The following is a 22,182-nucleotide window of genomic DNA, read 5'->3' as shown; positions in this document are numbered from 1 at the left end:
AGTCTACCCGCTCCGCAGCGGCGGTCACTCCTCGAGCGGAATGACCCGCGCGCCCGCTCCCTCGGCTATGACCAGTGCTCGCCGCGCCGAGACGCCGCGCAGCGACTCCACGAGGCCCGGGAGCGCGTCGTCGCCCAGCGCCCCGCCGTCGTCCGCGGCCCGCCACACCGCGACGGGCACGTCGAGCTCGGCCCGGATGCGCGCTGCCAACGCGTCGGCGTCGCCGCTCGCCACGAGCACGATCCGCGCGAGCGCGGGTCGCTCCGCCGGCGTCGCCGCGGGCGCCATGCGCCGGTCGCGTCGCCAGATCGCGAGGTGGTACGCGAACACGACGGCGGTGGCGCACAGGAGCCCGAACGGGGCGCGGATGTGCTCGATGAGCCCGCCCGCTCCCCCGACGAGGAGCACCTCGAGCACGCGATAGCCGATCACCAGGAGCGCGATGAGGGCGACGATCGCGCTCGCGCCGAACACGATGACGAGGTACACGCGGCGGGCGGGGTCCGCCGCATCCGTCTCGTTCACCGCCCGATCCGGACGCCATGCGATCCACCACACCGGGGCGCCGACGACGAGGGCGCTGAGTCCGCCGAGCAGCAGCGTGCGCGGGTTCGAGTCGACGAGCGTCGGGCCGAGCGTCGCGAGGAGCGCGTTGATCACGACGCCGAAGCCGCTCGCGGCGCCGATGAGCGCGACGCCCGAGATCACGAGGCGGGCGGCGCGGCGCGCACGCTCCGAGCGCGCGGCCATGACCTGTCGGTGGTAGTCCCACACGATCGCGCCGACGAGCGCCGCGCCGACGGCGCCGCCGAGCGGCGAGAGCACCTCGGCGAGAGCATCCCTGTCGAACAGCAGGCGCAGCACGACGAAGAGCACGGTTCCGAGCCCGAAGAGCGCGGTCGCCGCGGACGCGCCGACGAGGACGACGAGGACCACGGTGGCGAAGCCGCCCCGCTCGTCGCGCGCACCTTCGCGGAACCAGTGCCACCACCAGATGACCGCGCCGATCGCGAACCACACGAGTGCCTGGAGCACGGGGACGAACCACGTGCGCGAGTCGGCGAGCACGGGGGCGACGCCGACGAGGGACTCCGCCACGAGAGCGGCGATCGCGTTGACGGCACCGGATGCCGCGACCGCGAGCCCATAGACCGCCGAGAGCTGCACCGGCAGGAGCGGCAGGCGGGCCGGCGCGGTCGCCGCGCTGCGGCGCATGTGCCGGTGCCACACCCAGATTCCCGCCCAGACGATCGCCACGGCGGCGTCGGCCGGCTGCCACCGCCCGTCGATGCCCGCGTTCACGGTGATGGCGAGCGCCGTCGCCGACGTGATGAGGGCGGTGAGCGTTGCGACCGTGAGGTAGAGCGTCCACACGAGCGATGCGCGCTCGGCGGCATCCGTCGCGAGTCGGCGTCGCTCCCACCACCAAAGCACCCCGGCGAGCGGCGCGCCGATGATCGCGAACGCGAGCGAGCGCGCGAGGCCCGCGTCGCCGCCCGCGAGCGTGGCCCCCGCGCCGATGATGCGCTCGATCAGCCCGGCGAGGCCGATCGCCGCGATCACGACGAGCGTGAGCAGGAGGAGGAAGACGATGATGCGGCGCACGACGGTCTGCGCCCGGCCGGTCGCGGTCGCCATCAGCGGATCCCGTCGTCGAAGCAGATCGTGAGCTGCCACGGGGCGACGTCGACGTACCACTGCCCGCCTTCGCGCACGAGGTCGAAGATCTCCTCGCTCCGGTACTCGTTCGTGCCGAACGGGCCCGACTCGAACACGGTCGCGACGATGACCTCGACGCGCGCGGTGTCGTCGCGCTCGGTGGTCTCGACCAGCGTCACTCGAAGGTCGTCCGTACCCGGCTGCTGCCGCTCGCAGTCGTCCGCGAGCTCGGGCACGAGGTAGTCGAGGGCGGTCCGCGTGTCGCCGTCGATGACCGCCTGCGAGTAGCGCTGCACGACGCCCTCGGGCGTGTCATCCGCGTACTCGACGGGACCGCCGCGCGCGAACACCGCGATGAGCACGATCGCGATGAGCCACACCCCCGCCGCCAACAGGGCGATGAGCGTCCAGCGCGACTTCTTCTTCGACTTGTTCTTCGGTGCATCCCCGGGGGCATCCGTCATGCGCACATCATGCCGGTAACGGGCGCGCTTCCACAGCAAGGACTCGTGCCGATCTCACAGGCCGACACCGCTTCCGGATTGTTACGATCAACTGATCGGGCAAAGTCGCCCGTTCTTGGGGCCGTTCCCTCCGGGACGGCGAGGGGAATCGCATGACAGAGACCGCGACAGACGCTGCGACGGACTTCGCGCGCGCGACCACCGCCATCCTCGACTCGGTGGCGCGCGTCATCGACGGAAAGCCGGAGGCCGTGCGCTCCGCACTCGTGTGCCTGCTGGCCGAGGGCCACCTGCTCATCGAGGACGTGCCCGGGGTCGGCAAGACGATGCTGGCGCGCGCTCTGGCGGCATCCGTCGATGCGACAGTGCGCCGCATCCAGTTCACCCCCGACCTGCTCCCCGGCGACGTCACGGGCGTGAGCGTGTTCAACCCCGTCGATCGCGAGTTCGAGTTCAAGCCGGGCGCGATCTTCGCGAACATCGTCATCGCCGACGAGATCAACCGCTCCTCCCCCAAGACGCAGTCCGCGCTGCTCGAGGCGATGGAGGAGGGCCAGGTCACCGTCGACGGGCAGACGTATCCTCTCCCCGATCCGTTCCTCGTCGTCGCGACGCAGAACCCGCTCGAGATGGAGGGCACGTACGCCCTTCCCGAGGCGCAGCGCGACCGGTTCATGATGCGCATCTCGATGGGCTACCCGGATGCGGGCTCCGAGGCCCTCATGCTGCGGCAGCGCGACTCCGTCAACCCGCTCGACTCGATCGCCCCGGTCGTCTCGAGCACGCGCGTGGCCGAGCTCATCGCGTGGGCACGCGCGGTGCACGTCGCCCCGGCGATCGAGGAGTACGCGGTCGCCCTCGCGGCGGCCACGCGCACGCACCCCGACCTGCGGCTCGGCGCCAGCCCCCGCGCGACGCTGCAGCTCGTGCGCGCCGCCAAGGTGTGGGCGGCCCTCGACGGGCGCGGGTTCGTCATCCCGGACGATGTGACCGCACTGCTGCACGCCGTCTTCACGCATCGGCTCATCCCGACCCGGTCCGCGGGCGGGGCACGCGCCCGTTCGACCGCCGATGCGATCGCGACGATCCTGGACCGCATCGCGGCGAGCGTGCGGGTGCCGCTCGCGACCCGCCAGTGACCGGTCTGTGAGGGATCCGTCATGAACCGCCTGTGGCCGCTCACCGCACGGGGCACAGGCGCGCTGGTGCTCGCGATCGCGTGCTTCATCGTCGCGAACGAGGTCGGCATCCACGAGCTGCTGTACTTCGGCATGCTGCTGCTCGCGGTACTGGGCGCGAGCATCGCGTCGCTCTACCTCACGCGACGTGCCGATACGGTGGCGCGGTCGTTCATGCCGGACGTTGCGTCCGTCGGCCGCGACGCGCGGGTCACCGTTCGCGTCGGCGTGCGGACGGCGTTCCCCACTCCCCCGGGCGTGTGGCAGGACACCCTGCCGAAGGGCGTCGCCGGCGACGCGCAGGGCGTGTTCCCCGCGCTCGGATCGGGTCTGCGCGGATCGGACCGCATCGTCGAGCTGTCGTATGCCGTGACGGGAACGCGCCGCGGGGTGCATCCGATCGGCCCCTTGTCCGTGCGCTCGACCGACCCCTTCGGCCTCGCGCGCCGGCGCAACGTCTTCGGCGAGAAGACCCACATCACGGTCGCGCCCGCCGTCGTCGACCTTCCCGCGCTCCGCAACTTCGCCGGCGAGGCGGGCGGGATGCTGCACACCACGACCACGCAGCTCGGTCAGGGCGCCGACAACCTCATCGCGCGGCCGTACGTGCCGGGCGACTCGATGCGGCGGATCCACTGGCGGGCGACGGCGCATCGCGACGAGCTCATGGTGCGGCAGGAGGAGCAGGAGTCCACGCCCGAGGCCACCGTCGTGCTCGACCGCGGCGTGCTGCGCTGGGCGGGCGAGGCCATGCAGGCTCCCGGTGCGGACCCGGGCTTCGAGATCGCGGTGTCGGCCGCGGCATCCGTCATCGCCCGTCTCGCGCACGACGGGTACGCGGTCGAGGTGATCGACTCCGACGGCACGCAGCTCGCCGAGCGCATCGACGGCGGCGACATGATCGAGGTCGAGCTCGTCATCAACGGCTTCGCGAAGCTCGTGGCGCGGCGCGACGACCACCTGCAGCAGCTTCCGCGCGTGTTCTCCGGCGTCATGACGGGTCCGGTGGTCGTCATCACGGGTCGTTTCGACACAGCGGATGCCGCGGCCCTCGCGCCGATCGTGCATCACTCGACGCTCCCGGTGCTGCTCACGGTCTCGCCGTCGGCGGGGTCGCTCGAGCGCGCGGCGGACCTCGGGTGGCGGGTCGGGCGCATCGGCGAAGAGTCGGAGATCGCTCCTGCGTGGGTGAACGCGGTGGACAGGGCGGCGGCGAATGTCCTCCAGTGATCGCGACCCCACGGGGATCGACGACGTCCGGGTGGGCCGTCGCGGCGCCGACCTGACGCTCACCGCCGGCGTGCTCATCGCGGTGTTCGCTTCGCTGCTGCCGCTCATGCGCGTCGTGCGCCCGAGCGGGTGGCTGCTCGGCGCGGTCATTCTGACGGCGGGCATCCTCGCGGCGGGGTATGTCGCGCGCCGATACCGGCTCGCCGCGATCGCGGTGTCGCTCATCGAGGCGGCCGTGTGGGTGGTGTTCGTCTCGTTCGTGTTCCTGCGCGACACGGCTCTGCTGTGGGTGCTCCCGACGCCCGAGACGATCACGCGTCAGATCCCGAGGCTCGTCGGCGTGGCATCCGAGGAGATCGCGCTCGGCGCCGCACCGCTGGAAGCGGGCGCCGCGCTGTCGTTCCTCATCGTCGCGACGACCGGCCTGCTGACGATCGTCGTCGATCACGTCGTGCTGACGGCGCGGATGCCCCTCCTCGCCGCCATCGGACTCATCGCCGTCTCGCTCATCCCCGCGATCGCGGTGCCGAGCGACGCCGACGTCATGGCCTTCGTGCTGCTGGCGGCGGCGATCCTCTTCCTCATGCGCGCCGACACGCGGGCGCGCGAGCGGCAGAAGGAGCGCGACGCGGAGCGGACGGCCGGCGTGCCGGCGACGGCGCTCGGCATCGGGGCGATCGCGGTCGTCGTCGCGGTCGTGGCGTCGCCGCTGCTCCCCCAGCCGACCGTGCGCGTCGGTGCGGGCGGTCTCGGCCCGGGCACCGGCATCGACGTGACGCTCGAGCTCGGTGACGACCTGCGCCGGCCGCGCGAGATCGAGGTGCTCGTCATGCGCAGCAATGCCCCGTTGCCGCCGTACCTGCGCGTCGCGACGCTCACCGGGTTCGACGGCGCGGTGTGGAACCCCGACCGCGTGCGCAGCGTCCCGCTCGACGGTCCCGAGGGGCTCAGCGAGATCAGCGTCGCGCCGAACATCGACGTCGCCGAGTACAACACGAGCGTCGAGGTGCGAAACCTCTCGTCGCCGTGGCTGCCCGTGTCGTATCCGGCGGTGGAGGTCACCGGCCTAACGGGTCAATGGGCGGCGGTGCCCTACAACCGCACGGTCACGGCGCGATCCGGCACGACGCAGGGTCAGGTGTACGAGATCGTCAGCCACGTGCCACGGCCCACGCTCGAGCAGATCCGCGCACGGCCGTCGCGCGCCAACGAGCAGCGCGACGAGACGACCGAGATCCCGACGGACCTTCCGCCCGTCGTGGCCCAGCTCGCGCAGGAAGTGACGGATGACGCGTCGACCGACTACGACCGCCTGATCGCGCTGCAGTCGTGGTTCCGCTCGAGCGAGTTCCAGTACTCGCTCGAGGCGCCCGTCGAGGACGGGTTCGACGGGACGGGCGCCGAGGCCGTCGCGCGGTTCCTCGAGACCCGCGCCGGATACTGCGTGCACTTCGCGTCGGCTTTCGCCCTGATGGCGCGCACGCTCGGGATGCCGTCCCGCATCGTCGTCGGGTACCTGCCGGGCGAGGCGACGACCGATGCGATCGAACGCGAGACCGTGTACTCGGTGACGAGCGGCCGCCTGCACGCGTGGCCCGAGGTGTACTTCGAGGGCATCGGCTGGGTGCAGTTCGAGCCGACGAACAGCCTCGGCACGCCGACCGCGTTCGCCCCGGCGGCTTCGCAGGGCGGACCGAACGATCCGGCTAACCCCGCCACTCCGCTGCCGAGCACCGCACCTTCGTCCGCTCCGGGGCTCACGCCTGACGACGGCGGCCCGAACGATTCGGGGTCTTCGGATGCCTCGGCCACCGGCCCGCTCGATCTCACGCCCGCGGCGACCGTGAGCCTCGGGATCCTGTTCGCCCTCGCGATTCCGGGGCTCGTGCGCGAGCTTCGACGCCGGCAGCTGCTCGCGGCGGCGCGCACGGGCGATGCGGCATCCGCGTGGACCGTCGTCCAGGACGTCGCGATCGACCTCGGCGTGAGCGTGCCGGCCTCCGAGAGCGCGCGCGCTCTCGGCACGCGGCTCGTCGAGCAGCACGGTGCTCCTCCGGCCGAGATGAGCTTGCTCATCAGCGCGATCGAGCGCGCGAGCTACGCGCCCGGAGGCAAGCACGGGTTCTGGCAGGGCGAGGCGATCGCGAACGCGGCGACGGCCGTCTCGCGTGCGATGCTCGCGGAGGTCGAGCCGCCGCGGCGGATCCTCGCGTTCGTCGCCCCGCGCTCGCTCGTGATCCGTCCGGGCAGTCTGTACGCCGGTGCGGGGGCGCGGGTGCGGGTTCGCTCGTAGGGCGCTCGTGCGGGGGCCGAGATTGCGCGAATCACCGCCCGCACGCGGCATCCGTCGTCAATCGCGCAACCTCGGCATGGGTGGGTGGGCGAGGCCCCGGGCGACGTCGGGAGCGGGTGGGAGGGCAAGGTAGGATGGCCTGTGGCCCTCCGGGGCTCCTGGAGGATTCGCCTAGTGGCCTATGGCGCACGCTTGGAAAGCGTGTTGGGTGCAAGCCCTCGGGGGTTCGAATCCCCCATCCTCCGCTCGAGACTTGCCCGGAATCTCAGGCTTCAGCCGGGACCACATGTTCGTGGGGCGCAGTTTGGGGCGCAACGCGCGACGACAACAACCGCCCCACAACGTCCGCAGCGTCCCTCTGAAGCGTCCTCACCGCGTGCGAGTACGTGTTGAGCGTCGTCTGCACATCCGCGTGCCCCAGGCGCTCCGAGACGATCTTCGGGTGCACTCCGGCCCGCAGCAGCAACGTCGCGTGCGTGTGGCGGAGTTCGTGCAGATGGATCGCGTCCAGCGACGGATGCGCGATCCTCGCCCGCGAAACCCGCTCCCTCCACTGACGGGAGAACTGGACGGGGTTGTGCGGACGCCCGAACCTGTTCGTGAAGATCAGGTGCTCACCTCGGGCCAACTCAGGTTCGACCGAACGGAGCATGTCCCGGCGACGGCGCAACGCCTCCGCCAGCCGGGAGTCGATGTCGATGTTTCGTGTGCGCCCCGACTTCGGCTTCTTGAAGTCGATGACCGGCTTCTTGCCCGCCTCTTTGACGTAGCTCATCGCCCGCGCGACCGTGATCACGTTGTTGTCGAAGTCGACATCTCGCCACCGCAGCGCCAGAAGCTCCCCGCGGCGCATCCCCGTGCCGAGCAACGTCAGCCACGCGAGCCACAGATAGTCGCCCGTGGACTCGGACCAGTCGAGGAAAGTCGCGGCATCCTCCCCCGACCACGTTGTCATCTCAGGCGGCGCTGCCTCGAGCTTCGTCGGGGGCGATGCACGCTTGGCGGGGTTGAACCGCAGCACCCCGTCCTCCACGGCGTGCTCCATGATCTGCGAGACGAGGACGTGGATGTGGCGGACAGTGGCGGGGCTGAGCGGCTCCCCGATATGCCCCTGATCCTTCCTCCCACTTTTCTCGAGCTGCCGGTAGAACCTGTTGAGCGCGTCCTTCGTGATTTCCGAGATCGGTGCCTTGCCGACGTCGGAAGGTTCGATGTGCACCCGGAAGTGCTTCCGGTAGCCGGCGAGGGTTGTGGGGCGGACTCGGAGCGCGTCGAAGTACTTCTCGGCGTACGAGTTCAGCGTCTCGCGCGTCTCGTCCACATGGTGCCCACGCCGCAAGTCGACCCTGATTTCCTCGAGCGCGAGTTCGGCGGCTTTGGTCGACGGGAAGCCCTTCTTCGTTCGCCGCGCCCGTTCCCCGTTGGGAAGGTCCACCCAGTACGCGATGCGCCACTTCTCGATGCCCCGGTGGTCCTTATAGGGGTACACCGAGCCATGATTGTTCGCGCGTCGCTTAGTCATCCTCTGAAGGCACCTCGACGCCACGCCAGGACGCTGAGACCGAATCCGGTGACAACTTCTTGCCACCTGATCGATGGCTCTTCGCCGAGATTTCTTGGCCCGTCCGTCCCTTCACCGAGACCGCACGGCCCCGAGGCTTGTAATCCATGTGTTCAGTCGCAGGCTCCGAGACCGGCCCAATGGCGTGGCTCAGCGCCTTCTCCGCCTCGATGATCTCCACCGTGTCCACGCTCTTCGTCGGATCGGAGCTCAGGTAACCCCGAGCTCGCGCGAGGCTCACCCAGTGGCTTGCCGTCCGGGGCGGGATCTTCATCAGACGGGAGATCATCTGAGTCGGGTTGCTCTTGTACGCGAAGTAGAGCGCATAGAACATCGCGACCGTCTCCAGTACCTCCGGCGTGGGTCGCCTGCCGGCGCTGTGGACGAGTGGCGCGATCCCAATCGTGCCGAGTTCCGAAAGCGACGTTAACTTCTCGAGACTGATCGCGATGACGGGTAGGTCGCCCTGGAAGATCAGGTCGGACAGCCTCTTGAGGCTCAACTGCCGGATACCTGTCGCCGTGATCGGCGTTGTTGACTCCTGGTGGTCTGTGCGGAGAGTGATTCTGACGATCTCGTAGACCATCGTCCGCGTATCGAAGACCAGACGGGCGTCGACGGTGAACGCCCACTCAGGATCGGTGATTCCCTCCGCGTCCACGGTCTCCGGGATCAGCAACTCCCCGACGATCTTCACCCATTTGGTCAGGTCTTCGGTCACGGCCTCAGTATACGCACACCGCCGACACCGCGCCGCAATTGCGTTCGCTTGACAGCAGACAGCAACCGACGTATTCTTTTCATTGCGGGGTCCAGTCAGAGCCACGCAAGTTAGCTACTAAAAGGGAGCCAATATGCCCAAGACCACGGAGGAGCCCCTGGCGACGGAGGTGCCCAAGATGACGGAGGAGCCCCTGGCGCTCACGTACAAGGAAGCGGCAGCGCTCATCGGCGTCGACTCACGCCGAATCAGCGAAGCCGTTGAGTCCGGTGTGATCCCGAGCGTGCAGATCGGCGCACGTCGGATGATCCCCCGCGCGGCGTTGCTCAAGATCTTCGCCGTCGAGGTAGCCGCCTAGACGGTAGCGGCCGTGACTGACACGAACCGTCCCGTTGTCTCTCAGAGCCGGGACATGCTGGGCCGGTACTGGATCGCGGACCCTACGGGTGAGACTGCGATACGGAACATCCTCGCCCTAAGCCGAGGCGACGAGTTCGCGGTCGTTGACTCCCAAGGCAACCCCGTCTTCTTCATCCGGAAGCACGTTCTAGCCGAGGTAGTCATCCCACGTCTGACGTTTACGCGGACGCGGCGTGGGGACAACCTCCGCGCACACAAAAAGAACGCCCCTGGGTCTGTTGGAGCAGAAATCCCAGGGGCTGAACCGAAACCCACATCTCACTGAAGGAACCGGCTATGTCTATTTCTAGTATCTCACACGAGCACGGCGCCCAGGTGGCTGATACAGCGCCCAAGCCGAAGGCGCTTCTCGAGGACGAGCGGAGTCGCCGCTACCTCGAGCAGCACCCGGAGATCCGTTCCTCCGCGCCGAGCTGGGCCGCGGAGTTCGAGTTGTACTACCTCAACGACGCGCAGCCGTGGGCGGTCACGTACTCATCCAAGCTCGTCGGCGGCGTAACGATCTTGCAGAGCGCGTTCCACCATCTTGACGGGAGCTTGGAGTTCGATCCCTGGATGATCGAGATCGGGGACGACGGCACTATTCGCAACTCCGACGACCTGCAGGCTGTCCTTGACGGGTTACGGTCAGCGGTCGACCTGACCCGCGACGAACGCGCGAATCGAGCGCATGACTGACCTTCAGGGGTCCGGCCTTCGGGCCGGGCCCCTTTCACATCTCACAACTCAACACGTCCCTTTGGAGGGGGAAATGCCAGACCCGAATCTCATCACGAGTTGCGTCGAAGTCGACCTCCGCTGCGCTCACATTGAGGACTTCCAGCGCTGGTCGAACTACCTGCGTTACGCGCGGCTCGCGCTCGACGGGATCAAGCCCGGAGACATCGTGAAGCTCATCGTCGACTACAAAACGGTCTACCCATTCCGAGACGTAGACCTTACAGGCGTTCGAATCCAGATCGTTGCGGACTCCGTTTCCACCCGGAAGAAGTGGGAACAGATCATCGCAGGGGTGGTCGCCCGATGACCCGCATCAGCATGACCGACCTCATGAAGATCGAGTTCCCCCCGGTCGAGTACGTGATCCCCGGCATCATCCCCGAAGGGCTAACGATCCTCGCCGCGCCCCCGAAGGTGGGCAAGTCGTGGTTCGTTCTCGACCTCGCCTATCAGCTCGCGTCCGCAGGCAAGGCGCTCGACGCGGTGCCCATCGACCGGGCGCGCCCCGTCTACTACCTCGCCTTGGAAGATGGTCGCCGTCGGCTGCAGGACCGCCTGCGGGCGCTCGATGCGGGGGATCCCAGCCCGCTGCTTTACTTCGAAACGGATGTGGTGCGCGGTGGCGTGCTCGAGGAGTGCCGCACGTTCATGCGTGAGCACGCGGACGACGCCCCGGTCGTCATCATCGACACGCTCGGGAAGGTCGCCCCTCCCGCCGGTGCCGGCGAGACCGACTACATGCGTGACTACCGCGTCGGTGGTGAACTCAAGGCCGTCGCGGACATGGTGACAGGCGGGTCCGTCATCGTCGTCCACCACACCCGGAAGGCGGTCGGAGACGACTGGCTCGACTCCGTTTCCGGCACTCAAGGTCTGGCGGGATCGGCTGACTCGATCCTCGTGCTCCGCCGCGACCGCAACGAGAAGAACGGGAGCCTGTCGGTCACGTCGCGGGATGCCGTCGAGGGCGAGTACGCGGTCCACAAAGAGGGCGTGAAGTGGACCCTCGCCGCAGGAGACCTCACCGCCGCCGCTATCGCTCTGGCGAACCAGCGCCTCACTCAGGGGCTTGGTGAGAACTCCGTCCGCATCATCGATTTCGTCAACGCTCATCCGGATGGTGTGCGTGCTGCTGATGTCGCGGAAGCGCTGGGGATCTCGGAGAAGGACGCCGGAACGTATCTCATCCGCGCGCACAAGTCCGGCCGCATCGACCGTATCGACCGGGGCCTGTACGGGCCTGTAGGAAGCGTAGGAACTGTAGGAAACGGGTTGGGCCTTCCAACACTTCCTACGTTTCCTACACCCCTACACGACTACTGCTCGCACGGTGTCACCATCGGCGCGACGTGCTCGCGCTGCGGCGGCTGGGCGACGGTGGATCGTGCCCAAATGCGACGGCGACAACCGGTTCGTCTGTGACGACCTAACGCCCTCCGACATAGACGACATGGCGCAACTCTGCGACTCGTGCCCACTCCGCGATCTGTGTGACGCATACGCGCGAGCCGCCCAACCCTCCGGCAGCTTCTGGGCTGGCCACTTCTACAAGGCGACGAAGGGCGTCGCATAACCGAGAACCGCCCTACGAATGAACGTTCGAGCACCTGAACTCGGATCCATCCAACCCTGCCAATCCCTCACCGGCGACTGAACGAAAGAAGCGAACCAATGGCAACGAAGAACCCGATCGACGCGGCAACAACCGACCTCACCAAGGCCGAACAGCACCTCACAGACCTCGAGCAGAAGATCGCAGCCGGCGACCGCACCGTGAAACCCGGAGACCTCGCAGACGCCGAATCCAGCGTCCGACTCGCACAGATGCGCCTCGACGCTGCGAAGAACATCGCAGAACAGAACCAGGAAGCCGAACGGGTCCGCGCGATCGAAGCAGTCAAAGCGGACGTCGAAGCAGCCGCCAACGACCCCGCCCCCTTTCTGGAAGCGCTCCGCGCGATCGACGACGCGATCCTGAACTGGTACCGCCTCAACGAGGAACGCACCGAACAGATCCGCGCCTGGCGGAAACGTCTCCGCGAACTCGGGGTCGAAGAAGCCCGCAACGACACGTCACGACCAGAACCGTTCGGGATCGCTCCACTGCACCACGACTACGACCGAGTCTCAGTGCGGGTAGAGAACGACGAGTTCTCCGCGATCAACGCAGCCGGATACGTGAACGACCTCGCAACCCTGCCGGTTGCAGCTTTCGAGAACCCCGCCAGGCGGAGCGTCGACCTGTACACCCGCCTCACCATCCAGCTCGGCAGCCGACGAAAGTCCGGGGGCCCGGAATGACCGACAAGGACCCCCGCGACATGAGCTTCGAGGAGTGGGACCGGTGGCGCCGCGAAACCGGCCGCATCAACCGCGGCCCCCTCAGCCGAGAAGAGTCCATCCAGTGGCTTGTGCGGAGAGCCGACCAGAACCCGACCGCCAAAGAGCGCGAGGTCCGGCAGACGCTCGCGGCGATGCGGAACCTGAACGACCAGCTCAAGGGGGACACGTGACCCCCGACGCGCAAGAACGCAACCGGGCCTCCCAAATCGAAGCAACGCGCGCCACCCTCATCTCATCGACCTCCCATGCAGTCGATGAGATCGACAAGGTCGCGGCCGCAGCAGCAGAGAGAGCCGACGAACTCCGCCCCCGGGTCGACACCACCGACCCCGCACACCTCGCCCGCACCGCCCAGGCATGGGAGTACAACATCGCCCCCATGCTGGCGGCGGGACGCCACTGGATGGACATTCTCCGCATCACATCCGAAGACGACCTGCTTGCCATTGAGCGCTTTGCACCCAACTGGATACGAGCCAACCGGCCACCCCTCGAGTCCGAAGCCGAGATCACAGCGTTGCGCGTCGAGGTGGCCAACCGGTACGCCACCGCCGCGACGGACCCCGCCGTACGGGCCGCGATGCAAGCCGTCAGGGACACGAACACCGTCCTTGACGTGACCCGCCAGATCGCGGCCAGAGCGGCAAACGCCAGATCCGCATCCGACGTCGCTTCCATCGAAGTCACCGCAATCCTCCACGCACACGAGCTCGGTGTCAGCCCCTCGGAGGAGCACGACGTTTGATTGGCCGCGCGACGCGGACAAGGGGGTGGGGGGACACCCCCAACCCCCACACCCACCAGAGTCGCCGGTGAGGTCTCTCCCAAGTGCGTGCTTCTCGAGTCGCTGTTTTTCGGAAGGAGGCCGACATGACCGAAGGTAAAGCCCCGACCCCGCCGCGGGGTTTGGGGAAGCGTGGCCGCGCGTTCTGGCGGCAACTGCACGCGGACTACGAGTTCGAGGTCGCTCAGACCGAGGTGCTGATCGAGGCGTGTCGGACGTTGGATCGGCTCGAGGCTCTTGACGCGGTGATCGCTGACGAGGGCGTGACTTCGGAGGGTTCGATGGGTCAGCGCATCGTGCATCCCGCGGTCCAGGAGGCCCGACAGCTGCAGATCACGCTGACGCGCCTGGTCGCTGCGTTGGAGTTGCCGCCGAGCGATGAGGACGTGCGCGCGCATGAGCGTTGGAAGACGCAACGCGCGAAGGCCGGTGCGGCGGCGCGTGGTTTGCGGGCGGTGAACTAGTGGCGAAGCGGAGAGTGCGCCGGCAAACGACGACGGCGGGCGGTGTGCCGATCGAGTTGACTACTCGGCTGCACCCGATGTGGCGGCATGATGACGCGATCCGGGAGTTCTGCGCGGTGCATGGGTTGAAGCCGGATCCTTGGCAGGGGCCGTTGACGGCGTTCCGCGAGGTTGTGGAGGCGTACGCGGTCGCTCAGGGGTGGGTGAAGCGTTACGCGAATAACCCGTGGCCGTTCCCGGACTGGACGCAGGTCCCCCGTGAGGTTCCGCTGTTCAGCTTCGCGCTCGAGGGGCGGGAGCGGCACGGGATGTTGGGTCGCGAGATCACACAGGCCGATTGGGAGTGGATCGCTTCCGTTGAGCGGCGAAAGACAGATGGGGCTTCGAAAGGTAACTGAACATGGCTCAAGACAGAATCGTGAAGGTCACGTTGACCGCGCAGATGCAGGGGTATCTGGCGGGGATGGAGAAGGCCCGCAAGGTAACCGCGGAGACCGCTAGTGAGGCGGACAAGCTCGCGAAGACGAAGCAGGCGTTCGACCAGTTGGGGCGTGCGTCTCTCGTCGCGGGCGGGTTGCTTGCGACGGGTCTGGGTGTCGCGGTGAAGCGTGCCGCCGATTTCGACGCTGCGATGTCGAATGTTGCCGCGACGGGTGAGGACGCACGGCAGAACCTCGGCGCTCTCCGTGAGGCGGCTATCGAAGCTGGGGCGTCCACGGTCTACAGCGCGGAGGAGTCCGCGGGGGCGATTGAGAACCTGGCGAAAGCGGGCCTCTCGGCGTCGGACATCCTCGGCGGCGCTCTGGCGGGTTCTCTGGACCTCGCGGCGGCTGGGGGGCTTGACGTCGCGGAGGCGGGTGAGATCGCGGCGACGACGTTGCAGCAGTTCGGGCTAGCCGGCGACCAGGCAACCCACGTTGCGGACCTTCTCGCGGCTGGTGCGGGTAAGGCGATGGGCGACGTCGGGGACATGGCTCAGGCGCTGAAGCAGGCGGGCCTTGTCGCTGACCAGTTCGGTATCAGCGTTGAGGAGACGGCGGGGTCCCTCGCCGCGTTCGCTAACGCTGGCCTGCTGGGGTCGGATGCGGGTACGTCGCTGCGGACCATGCTTCTCCGTCTCGCGAACCCAACTGAGGAAGTCAAGGACCTGATGACCGAGCTCGGTATCGAGGCGTATGACGCGTCGGGCCAGTTCGTCGGGTTGCAGGGTCTCGCGGGTGAGCTCGAGTCTGCCCTTGGTGGGATGACGGATCAGCAGCGGCAGGCGACGTTGGCGATGATCTTCGGGCAGGATGCGATCCGTGCCGCGACGATCCTGTACAACGAGGGCGCTGACGGGATTGAGGAGTGGACGCAGAAGGTTGACCACGCCGGTTACGCGGCCGAGACAGCGGAAACCAAGCTCGACAACCTGAAGGGCGATTTCGAGGCCCTGAGCGGCGCGGTGGACTCCGCCATGATCTCGATGGGGGACGCGGCTCAGGGGCCGCTCCGGGGGTTGGTGCAGACGCTCACGGGGCTTGTGGACGGGTTCAACGACCTCCCGGACGGGGCGCAGCAGGCCGTTTTCTGGATCGGTGCTCTGGGCGCGACCGGTGCGACCGCGCTGGGGTCGTATCTGCTGCTGGTCCCGAAGGTCGCGGAGTTCAACGCGGCCCTGACCGTGTTGGGCCCGAACGCGCAGCGTGCGGCGCGGGGTGTGGGGGCTCTGGCGAAGGGTGCTGGTGTTGTCGCGGGTGTTGCGGTGGGTGTGACTGTCGCGACCGAGGCGCTTACCAACTTCGCTCGGGAGGTGCGTGGCACGGATGACGCGATCTCGAAGGCGCTCACCACGGGTCTGTCGTTCACGGACGCGATGGATGAGTTGAAGATCACGACCGACGCGACCGCGGATGGGGTGATTCGGGCGCTTGACGCTATCGGCTCCGGAAACGTACTCGGCAACGTCGGACTCGACGTCCTGAGCCTGCGTGACACGCTCACCGAACTCGACGGGAAGATCACCGACCTGCCCCTCGAGGACGCGGTGGCGAAGTTCCAGCAGTGGAATGACGAGCTCGGGCTGTCGGAGGCGCAGGCGTCGACTCTGCTGGACGAGATGCCGCACCTGCGGGACGCGATCCGCGACCATCTCACACAGGCGGGGGAAGCGGCGACCGCTCAGGACGTGCTCAACTTCGCGCTCGAGGAGTCCGTTGACGTCACCGCCCAGAACGAGGCGGCGCTGCGGTCCCTCGCCGGCCAAGCCGCCACAACAGGTGATGAGGTCGATGGGCTCGCGGACACGATCCGTGGTTTCGGCCAGGCCACCCTCGACACTCGGGATGCGCAACGCCAGTTCGAGCAGGCCCTCGACGACCTCGAAGCGTCTGTCAGGGAGAACGGCAACAGCCTGGACATCACGACAGAGGCGGGACGGCAGAACCAGGCCGCTCTCGACGACATCGCGACGTCCGCGCTGGACCTCGCCGCCGCGATCTACGAGCAGACCGGTTCGCAGGAGGATGCCACCGCGGCTGTCGAAACCGGGCGTCAGAAGCTGATCGACATGCTCGGACAGTTCGGTATCACGGGGCAGGCTGCGGAGGATTACGCCGACGACCTCGGACTCATCCCCGGGAACGTGTCAACTTACATTGACTTGCAGAACCAGACGGCGATGAACCGGTTGCAGGCGTTCAAGGACGCACTCAACGCGCTCCCCAACTACAAGGGCGTCACGGTCGACACCATCACCGGCAACCCCAGCATGGGTGGCGGGGCGCTCCCGGGCAAGGCCGCGGGCGGTGCGATCTACGGTCCCGGCCCCGACGGGATCGACTCGGTGCCCATCATGGCGGCCCCTGCGGAGAACGAACACACGGTGATGGACGTCGTTGGGGAGGGTGCCGCGGCGGAACGGTGGGACATGGAACGAGAGTTGGTGGGGGCACGATGAGCCTGTTATTCACGGATCAGACCGACGAGTGGGCGCTGCTCGTCGCGGACACGGTTGTGACGCTCGAGGACAAGCCGTACATGTTCGGGTCGAAGGTCACCGCCCTCCCGCACCTGAACATGACCGTCTCCACGCTCGGGTCCCACCTCGTCGGCATGTCCTGGCGAAACGTCATCGACACGACGCCCGGCCTCGTCGACATCGAGACGGTGAACGAGGTGGCACCCGGTCAGCTGCGGAGGCTGTGGGACGAGTACAACGCCGCATATGAGCAGTTCCCGATGACGTCGACCGTCTACCATCACGGGTTCCCTGCCGGTTCCAACAAGATCGTGTCGTACGCGTACCGGTCGACGAACGACTTCGAGCCGGAACGGTTCGAAGGTTCCCAGTTCACGGTGAAGCCGGTGTTGCCCGACTTCCAGTACCAGCGCCCGCAGTCGCAGCAGGAGGTCATCGACCTCGCTATCCGGGTGCGGGACATGAACCACGAGCAGTTGGGTCACGGGTGGGGTGTCCGGATCGGTGGTGACCTGATCGCGACGATGGTCCAGAACGGGCACATCGAGACGGCGCTGTGGCACCGGTTCGACGACTACGACGAGTCGGTAGCGGCGATGCCCAGACCGATGGGGTGAACGCCTCTTGTGGGCGGTGTGCTGGGAGAGATCCTGGCGCACCCCCGTTGCGTGCGTTTACGAGCTCGCGCGGCCGTCGCGCACGGTCTTCATTGCCGCGAATACGTCGTCACCGGTCGTGAGCGGTGTCACGCCATGCGATTTGAACGTTGCGGTACGCCCAGCAACCTTCAGCGCCATGGTGAGCCTGCGGTGACGCGGGCTCTCCTCAGTTCCCCTGAAGTACACATGGTCCGCGTTTATAGTGACCTCTTCGACGTCGCTGAACGGGTGCAGGGTAACGGAGAATTCCAACCGCTGGTGTGTGATGGGGTTGCAGTCGGCATATACGACCCCGGTCGTCGTGACGGCGGCCAGATATCCCTTCTCACCATAGAGTTCCCCCGCGACCGCGACGATGCTCCTTCCTTCGTCCGTGGCGACAAGGATGGTCGACAGAAGGCTGCCAGCCTGTCTGTGAATCGGGGACCAGTTCGGATCCGTCACGTCGCTGAATACTTCTCGCCAGTCAGGCAATCCTTGAATGGCGTAGAAAAGTTCGCTCGGGCGGTCGAGTTCGTTGGGAGAATTGTCAGTCATGGCGCTGACCCTAGCGAAGCAGTCCGACATCACGAACGGACGCGACGTGTCACGGCGTTGCGCCACACGACAGTGTTCCGCGTCCCACCCGGCCCAGTCCACTCCACCACCACAACCCTGTCGTTCCACCCAGCCGCGAACGCCCCGATCCGTTCCGCGGGCCGGTGTGGCCACTGCACCCACACCCACACCGGTGGCTTCGACTGACCCACTGGCACCCATTGGATCGGCTCAGGGCCGTACGCCTGAGCTGGGAGCGTGCAAGGACGTGCGGCGGCTTCCGCCATGCGGCGGTCGTTCAGGGCGTCGTAGTAGCCCTCGTAGCGGCGATTCTTGGTAATGGCCGTGCTCGCCGGAGGTTCTGTGGATAGCCGGCGTCCCTTCTCCGGCCGAACCAATAGGGTAGCTCGCGTGTACGACGTCGCCCATGCGCTCACGCAGCCGCACTGCCCCCACTGTGGGACCGCGCTCCGCGACCGCTCGCCTGGGTTCGAGTGCCGCGCGTGCAGGCTCGCGTTCCTCCCGACCATGCCGAGTATCGCGGTTGGTTTTGCGGACCCTTCACTCCGCCGCGGCCTCAGGCGACGTAACCGTGCGTGACGAACACGAGGTAGCGGTCGACTCCGCGGAAATGGCGCGGATACTCAACGTGTCCCGCGGGACTGTCGTGGCGATGGTTCGGCGGGGCGACATTCCGGGGTTCAAAGCCGGCAGACACTGGCGGTTCATGGCGTCCAAGGTGATCGCGCACCTCGAGAGATCGCGGGATCCGTGGGCGCAGTCCTACAGGTCCCTAGCGCGGAAGCGGACGCCGTAAAGGGGGTCCTTCACCACCGACGATCACCTGTAACGTATAATATGTGTTACATGGTCGAACTCGAGGCGCTCTCACTCGGAGAGCTTCAGGCGTTGCGCCTAGGCGTTCTCCGCGAGATCCGTCGTAGAAGCGGCGAGTTGCACGCGTGTACTCGCTGCGGCATCAAATTCATCGCGCGTGCAGGTGCTCGCTTCTGTTCGACGAAATGCCGCACGGCCGCTCACCGGGCGGCCAAGAATAAGGAGGCCCCGCGCGTGCCCAAGATCCTCGGCTTCGGTTACGAAGGCCAGACTGTCGATGCACTCGTGGCGAAGCTCCGGCTACATGGGATCGACGTCCTCGTCGACGTCCGGCTTAACGCAATCTCTCGAAAGCGAGGCTTCTCCAAGACGGGGCTCGCCGCGGCGCTTCATGAGGCTGGTATCGACTACCTTCACAAGCCCGAACTTGGCAATCACCGGGATAACCGTGAGGGGTACGCAACGACCGACACCGACGTCGCGCATGCCGCGCGGGATCGCTTCCGCGAAGTTCTCCTCACGGAGCGGGCCGACGCGGCACTGCAGGAGGTCGCGAAGCTCGCGCGCACGCAGACGATCGCGTTGTTCTGCTTCGAAGCGGACGAACGCCACTGCCACCGAGAGCAGGTGCGCGAAGCGCTGTCAGCTCACGTCAACAGGGATCTCCTGCCGGTCTAGAACAACGTCGGCGTGGGCGGAGCGGTGTCGCTCTTTCTCGGCCAGTAGACACCGAGAACGCTAAACTTTCCGCGCTTCATCGCCTGCTCGAAGTTGCCGAGGTAAAACCCGCTCTCGCGACTGCTCGAAAACATCTGCCCGATGAACTTCGCTTCCACCTTGCGCTTGAAGGTGTCGTCGTCGTCTCTTGCTAACCGTCGTTGAAGCTCCGTGATCTCCCAGTCGAGGATCTTGGCGCCGTGGCCCGGGCACGCCTTGTCGGCACATCGATAGCGGTAGCGGACGTCGAACCGAGGCTTCTTGAGCAGCGGCGGGATCACGTGCCCGTCATCGAATAGGGTCTCGGACTCGCGTCGGGCGCGGCTACGCATCTTCTCGAGCTCCGCCTCAGTCCATGGCTCGCTCTTGGTGAACTCGAGACGATCATCAATGTCGGCGGGGTAGACGAGACCCAGCGACGGGGCTGCATGGTTGACTTCAGCGGCGCGCATCAGCCGGCACGTCGTGGTGGGAGCGATCTGCGAAAGCACTTCGTGTCTGCGCGACCACTCTTTCAGGTGATCTACTCTTTTCCATGTGCCCTCGATCGGCGTATAACTCTCGGGGCGGGTATCGGATGTGCGCCGCTGCACTTCGACTTCCACCACGTTGTACTTGTTGAACTGCGCGTCTGCGCGTAGCCAGCGGAAGGCGATTGGGTAGAGGCGGATGAAGGATGCGCTCGGGGCATCCATCCTGACGCCCGCGACGCAAACGGTATCGCCGTACTTCTGGGACGGCACCGGCGACGCTTTGACAGTGATGAGGACCTGGGCGGCCTCCGTGCGCACAGCCATGCGTCCAGATCGTACTGTCATGCGAGGCATATTCCGGATATCGTGCCGAGATGCGCACCAGGATCACGACAACGGGTGTGCTTCCTCGCGACCAGTGGGACGCCTTCCAGAAACGCGCAGCGCGGTACCAGCGGTCTGCTCTCCGTGATTTCCACGTACGTGTGGGGCGATACATTCGGCAGAACGTGGACGGTGAGCGCCTGCATTTCAGCGTCGTCTACGAGCTTGAGGGCGAATGGCGCCTGTACGACATCGAGCAGGACATCGACAATGTGGTCGGGAGGGCTACCGTGGAACTTGGAGGGCGCGTCGACCCGGCGACATCCGAGCTCGTGGGCGATTAGCCCGCATTGTACATCGGCAAGAATCGATCCCGGACCAACCCAAACGGATCGGTCCCTGGCCGTACGCGGCCGGAGGTTAGTCGCGCTCCTCAGGAAGCTCCGCCAACAGCCGCTCAAGCTCCTCGTGAGGAATCAGGACGTCCTTGCCCCAATACTTCACCGCGATCCGGTTCTCACGCACCGCAGCCTGAATCTTGTAAACCGACACACCAATCGCAGCGGCAGCGCCCTCGTAGTCATATGCAATCGCCATGTATACGATGCTCTCGCGAGTTCTCGGATGAGGGTGAAAAGCTTGTTCGGTCCCGTTGCCTGTCTTGGCGACAGAGCCAAAGACGTTATGCAGAACCTCGCACAAGTTGTGGGGTTCTCGCTGTAGGGATCTGGACGTTCCGCGGGGGATTCCGCTAGAAACTTTCGAGGGGGGAAACACCGAAGTGGCCCATACGCCGACGTGGGCCCGCGGGGGTGTGCCCCGGCCCCCCGTGCTGTTGGGGGCACACCCCCGTCCCCTCCGGAGTCACTCCAACAGGTCGATTCGAACTCGGGCACGGTCGCCCTCGATGATCACGGTGCACTGGACATCGTTGCGTATCATCGCGCCGAATCCGTTCTCAGCATCCACCGTCCCGGTCACTGTCCAAGTGCCAGAACCGGTCGCGTCAAGATCGAAGGTAGCGGTAGAGGGCGCCCTCAGTTGCTCCTTCACTCTCGCTTCGCACTGAGCGATCGCCTCGTACTTGTTGTCGGCATCGTAGGGTTCGCGGTTGGCAGCTAGCAGGGCGGTGCACCCCCCAACACCCGCCGCAACCAGGACTATCGCGAGCACCAGCCAAAGGCATCCGCCCGACTTCTTCGGGGTCTGGTGGATCCCTGGTGGCGTGCGGTCGCTCACCGCGACTTCCTCAGCACGAATGTGGCCGGTCCAATCGCGCTTGGGCGATCGAAGGCCGCTACCTCCCACCCTCTATCTGCCAGCTCTGCCAGTTCGCGATTCATCGCCGCCAGAACGTCCTCACCTCTGAGGCGCTGCCCAGACGGGAGCGAGATCACCCAGTACTCGTTGTTCCCCATGCCCTCCGAGTATGGCCCCCCGGTGTCTCCGCCGCGATGGTGTTGTGCGACAACAACCGTTCGGACGTGGAGGATGACACTCGTGATCCGACTCGACCCCAAACTTGAACAAGCGATTGTCAGCGCGGTCAGCCCAGAGGCAATCGGACGAGATAAGCGGGCGTACACCGTCCACGAGGCCGCTATATACATCGGCCGTTCAGATTCCTTCCTGCGCCAGTTGAAGCGGGACAACAAGATCGTTGCCCGTCGTGACGGGAAGCTCCTCATCTTCTTCCGTGAGGACCTGGACGACTACCTCGACTCACTCAAGGTCGACTGAGCGCGTGGTCTTCACGGCCCCGCCCGTGGGATCACCCCTTGGGGGCGCAGCTTGGGGTGCAGTAGTAGACGCGCCGACCCGCTTACGAACGCGATTAAC

At 66.6% G+C, this 22,182-nt stretch carries 26 protein-coding genes and 1 tRNA gene; 19 read left to right on the top strand and 8 right to left on the bottom strand.

The window, feature by feature from the left end; translation table 11 throughout:
- Positions 1 to 24: 24 nt before the first annotated feature.
- Positions 25 to 1,638 carry a DUF5671 domain-containing protein gene (locus BJ991_RS07490; RefSeq protein WP_179488850.1) on the bottom strand — a complete coding sequence of 538 codons (1,614 nt, stop codon included), beginning with the start codon at positions 1,636 to 1,638 and terminating at the stop codon, positions 25 to 27.
- Complete coding sequence (locus BJ991_RS07485) at positions 1,638 to 2,123, bottom strand: LpqB family beta-propeller domain-containing protein (RefSeq protein ID WP_179488848.1); 486 nt, start codon at positions 2,121 to 2,123, stop codon at positions 1,638 to 1,640. The genes BJ991_RS07490 and BJ991_RS07485 overlap by 1 nt, the downstream gene beginning before the upstream one ends.
- A gap of 152 nt (positions 2,124 to 2,275) precedes the next feature.
- Between BJ991_RS07485 and BJ991_RS07480 the strand changes: the two genes are divergently transcribed.
- The 4 genes from BJ991_RS07480 to BJ991_RS07465 all read left to right on the top strand — a co-directional run bounded on the left by BJ991_RS07480 (position 2,276) and on the right by BJ991_RS07465 (position 7,069).
- Positions 2,276 to 3,262, top strand: coding sequence for an AAA family ATPase (locus tag BJ991_RS07480; protein ID WP_179488846.1), 987 nt, complete (start codon positions 2,276 to 2,278; stop codon positions 3,260 to 3,262).
- Between the two features lie 21 nt (positions 3,263 to 3,283).
- The gene (locus BJ991_RS07475) at positions 3,284 to 4,531 is read left to right on the top strand and encodes a DUF58 domain-containing protein (protein WP_179488843.1); all 1,248 of its coding nucleotides are present in this window, start codon (positions 3,284 to 3,286) and stop codon (positions 4,529 to 4,531) included.
- Positions 4,518 to 6,824 (top strand): transglutaminase TgpA family protein, encoded by a 2,307-nt coding sequence (locus BJ991_RS07470; protein WP_179488841.1) that lies wholly within the window; start codon positions 4,518 to 4,520, stop codon positions 6,822 to 6,824. Before BJ991_RS07475 ends, BJ991_RS07470 begins: the two co-directional genes overlap by 14 nt.
- 160 nt (positions 6,825 to 6,984) lie before the next feature.
- Positions 6,985 to 7,069, top strand: a tRNA-Ser gene (locus BJ991_RS07465).
- A gap of 20 nt (positions 7,070 to 7,089) precedes the next feature.
- On the opposite strand, the gene BJ991_RS07460 is transcribed toward BJ991_RS07465, so the two are convergent.
- Both BJ991_RS07460 and BJ991_RS07455 read right to left on the bottom strand, forming a co-directional pair.
- The gene (locus tag BJ991_RS07460; RefSeq protein ID WP_179488839.1) at positions 7,090 to 8,346 is read right to left on the bottom strand and encodes a tyrosine-type recombinase/integrase; all 1,257 of its coding nucleotides are present in this window, start codon (positions 8,344 to 8,346) and stop codon (positions 7,090 to 7,092) included.
- Positions 8,339 to 9,106 carry a hypothetical protein gene (locus BJ991_RS07455; RefSeq protein ID WP_179488837.1) on the bottom strand — a complete coding sequence of 256 codons (768 nt, stop codon included), beginning with the start codon at positions 9,104 to 9,106 and terminating at the stop codon, positions 8,339 to 8,341. The genes BJ991_RS07460 and BJ991_RS07455 overlap by 8 nt, the downstream gene beginning before the upstream one ends.
- A 133-nt stretch (positions 9,107 to 9,239) precedes the next feature.
- On the opposite strand from BJ991_RS07455, the gene BJ991_RS07450 reads away from it, so the two are divergent.
- From BJ991_RS07450 to BJ991_RS07400, 11 genes are all read left to right on the top strand, one after another.
- Positions 9,240 to 9,464, top strand: coding sequence for a helix-turn-helix domain-containing protein (locus BJ991_RS07450; RefSeq protein WP_246301051.1), 225 nt, complete (start codon positions 9,240 to 9,242; stop codon positions 9,462 to 9,464).
- Positions 9,465 to 9,841: 377 nt separating this feature from the next.
- Complete coding sequence (locus tag BJ991_RS07445) at positions 9,842 to 10,204, top strand: hypothetical protein (protein WP_179488835.1); 363 nt, start codon at positions 9,842 to 9,844, stop codon at positions 10,202 to 10,204.
- A gap of 73 nt (positions 10,205 to 10,277) precedes the next feature.
- Positions 10,278 to 10,553: a hypothetical protein gene (locus BJ991_RS07440; RefSeq protein ID WP_179488834.1), complete on the top strand. Its 276-nt coding sequence runs from the start codon at positions 10,278 to 10,280 to the stop codon at positions 10,551 to 10,553.
- Positions 10,550 to 11,668 (top strand): AAA family ATPase, encoded by a 1,119-nt coding sequence (locus tag BJ991_RS07435; protein ID WP_343048678.1) that lies wholly within the window; start codon positions 10,550 to 10,552, stop codon positions 11,666 to 11,668. The genes BJ991_RS07440 and BJ991_RS07435 overlap by 4 nt, the downstream gene beginning before the upstream one ends.
- 249 nt (positions 11,669 to 11,917) lie before the next feature.
- Positions 11,918 to 12,547, top strand: a complete 630-nt coding sequence (locus tag BJ991_RS07430) for a hypothetical protein (protein ID WP_179488831.1) — start codon at positions 11,918 to 11,920, stop codon at positions 12,545 to 12,547.
- Entirely contained in the window at positions 12,544 to 12,759 is a 216-nt protein-coding gene (locus BJ991_RS07425) for a hypothetical protein (protein WP_179488829.1), read from the top strand. Before BJ991_RS07430 ends, BJ991_RS07425 begins: the two co-directional genes overlap by 4 nt.
- Positions 12,756 to 13,334 carry a hypothetical protein gene (locus BJ991_RS07420; protein WP_179488827.1) on the top strand — a complete coding sequence of 193 codons (579 nt, stop codon included), beginning with the start codon at positions 12,756 to 12,758 and terminating at the stop codon, positions 13,332 to 13,334. The genes BJ991_RS07425 and BJ991_RS07420 overlap by 4 nt, the downstream gene beginning before the upstream one ends.
- A 125-nt stretch (positions 13,335 to 13,459) precedes the next feature.
- Positions 13,460 to 13,837 (top strand): P27 family phage terminase small subunit, encoded by a 378-nt coding sequence (locus tag BJ991_RS07415; RefSeq protein ID WP_179488825.1) that lies wholly within the window; start codon positions 13,460 to 13,462, stop codon positions 13,835 to 13,837.
- A 44-nt stretch (positions 13,838 to 13,881) separates the two neighbouring features.
- On the top strand, positions 13,882 to 14,235 hold the full coding sequence (locus BJ991_RS07410) for a hypothetical protein (RefSeq protein ID WP_179488823.1): 354 nt from the start codon (positions 13,882 to 13,884) through the stop codon (positions 14,233 to 14,235).
- A gap of 2 nt (positions 14,236 to 14,237) precedes the next feature.
- Positions 14,238 to 16,775: a phage tail tape measure protein gene (locus BJ991_RS07405; protein ID WP_179488821.1), complete on the top strand. Its 2,538-nt coding sequence runs from the start codon at positions 14,238 to 14,240 to the stop codon at positions 16,773 to 16,775.
- Positions 16,772 to 17,413, top strand: coding sequence for a hypothetical protein (locus tag BJ991_RS07400; RefSeq protein ID WP_179488819.1), 642 nt, complete (start codon positions 16,772 to 16,774; stop codon positions 17,411 to 17,413). The genes BJ991_RS07405 and BJ991_RS07400 overlap by 4 nt, the downstream gene beginning before the upstream one ends.
- 57 nt (positions 17,414 to 17,470) lie before the next feature.
- Here the strand turns inward: BJ991_RS07400 and BJ991_RS07395 are convergent, their stop codons facing one another.
- Positions 17,471 to 17,992 (bottom strand): hypothetical protein, encoded by a 522-nt coding sequence (locus BJ991_RS07395; protein ID WP_179488817.1) that lies wholly within the window; start codon positions 17,990 to 17,992, stop codon positions 17,471 to 17,473.
- Positions 17,993 to 18,419: 427 nt separating this feature from the next.
- Between BJ991_RS07395 and BJ991_RS18920 the strand changes: the two genes are divergently transcribed.
- Both BJ991_RS18920 and BJ991_RS07385 read left to right on the top strand, forming a co-directional pair.
- Positions 18,420 to 18,809, top strand: coding sequence for a helix-turn-helix domain-containing protein (locus BJ991_RS18920; RefSeq protein WP_425487522.1), 390 nt, complete (start codon positions 18,420 to 18,422; stop codon positions 18,807 to 18,809).
- A 50-nt stretch (positions 18,810 to 18,859) separates the two neighbouring features.
- On the top strand, positions 18,860 to 19,507 hold the full coding sequence (locus BJ991_RS07385; protein ID WP_179488813.1) for a DUF488 domain-containing protein: 648 nt from the start codon (positions 18,860 to 18,862) through the stop codon (positions 19,505 to 19,507).
- Here BJ991_RS07385 and BJ991_RS07380 read toward each other — a convergent pair.
- Positions 19,504 to 20,343 (bottom strand): hypothetical protein, encoded by an 840-nt coding sequence (locus tag BJ991_RS07380; protein ID WP_179488811.1) that lies wholly within the window; start codon positions 20,341 to 20,343, stop codon positions 19,504 to 19,506. The genes BJ991_RS07385 and BJ991_RS07380 overlap by 4 nt on opposite strands.
- Before the next feature lie 50 nt (positions 20,344 to 20,393).
- Here BJ991_RS07380 and BJ991_RS07375 point away from each other — a divergent pair, with 50 nt between their 5' ends.
- Positions 20,394 to 20,687, top strand: a complete 294-nt coding sequence (locus tag BJ991_RS07375) for a hypothetical protein (RefSeq protein ID WP_179488809.1) — start codon at positions 20,394 to 20,396, stop codon at positions 20,685 to 20,687.
- Positions 20,688 to 20,763: 76 nt separating this feature from the next.
- Here the strand turns inward: BJ991_RS07375 and BJ991_RS07370 are convergent, their stop codons facing one another.
- On the bottom strand, positions 20,764 to 20,940 hold the full coding sequence (locus BJ991_RS07370) for a hypothetical protein (protein WP_179488807.1): 177 nt from the start codon (positions 20,938 to 20,940) through the stop codon (positions 20,764 to 20,766).
- Between the two features lie 267 nt (positions 20,941 to 21,207).
- Positions 21,208 to 21,582 (bottom strand): hypothetical protein, encoded by a 375-nt coding sequence (locus BJ991_RS07365; protein ID WP_179488805.1) that lies wholly within the window; start codon positions 21,580 to 21,582, stop codon positions 21,208 to 21,210.
- Positions 21,583 to 21,843: 261 nt separating this feature from the next.
- Between BJ991_RS07365 and BJ991_RS07360 the strand changes: the two genes are divergently transcribed.
- On the top strand, positions 21,844 to 22,083 hold the full coding sequence (locus BJ991_RS07360; RefSeq protein ID WP_218852895.1) for an excisionase family DNA-binding protein: 240 nt from the start codon (positions 21,844 to 21,846) through the stop codon (positions 22,081 to 22,083).
- Positions 22,084 to 22,182 lie beyond the last annotated feature (99 nt).

The organism is Microbacterium immunditiarum (assembly GCF_013409785.1).
Taxonomy (GTDB): domain Bacteria; phylum Actinomycetota; class Actinomycetes; order Actinomycetales; family Microbacteriaceae; genus Microbacterium; species Microbacterium immunditiarum.
Note: the sequence above shows the minus strand (reverse complement) of the source record. Positions and strands in the feature narration are given on the sequence as shown.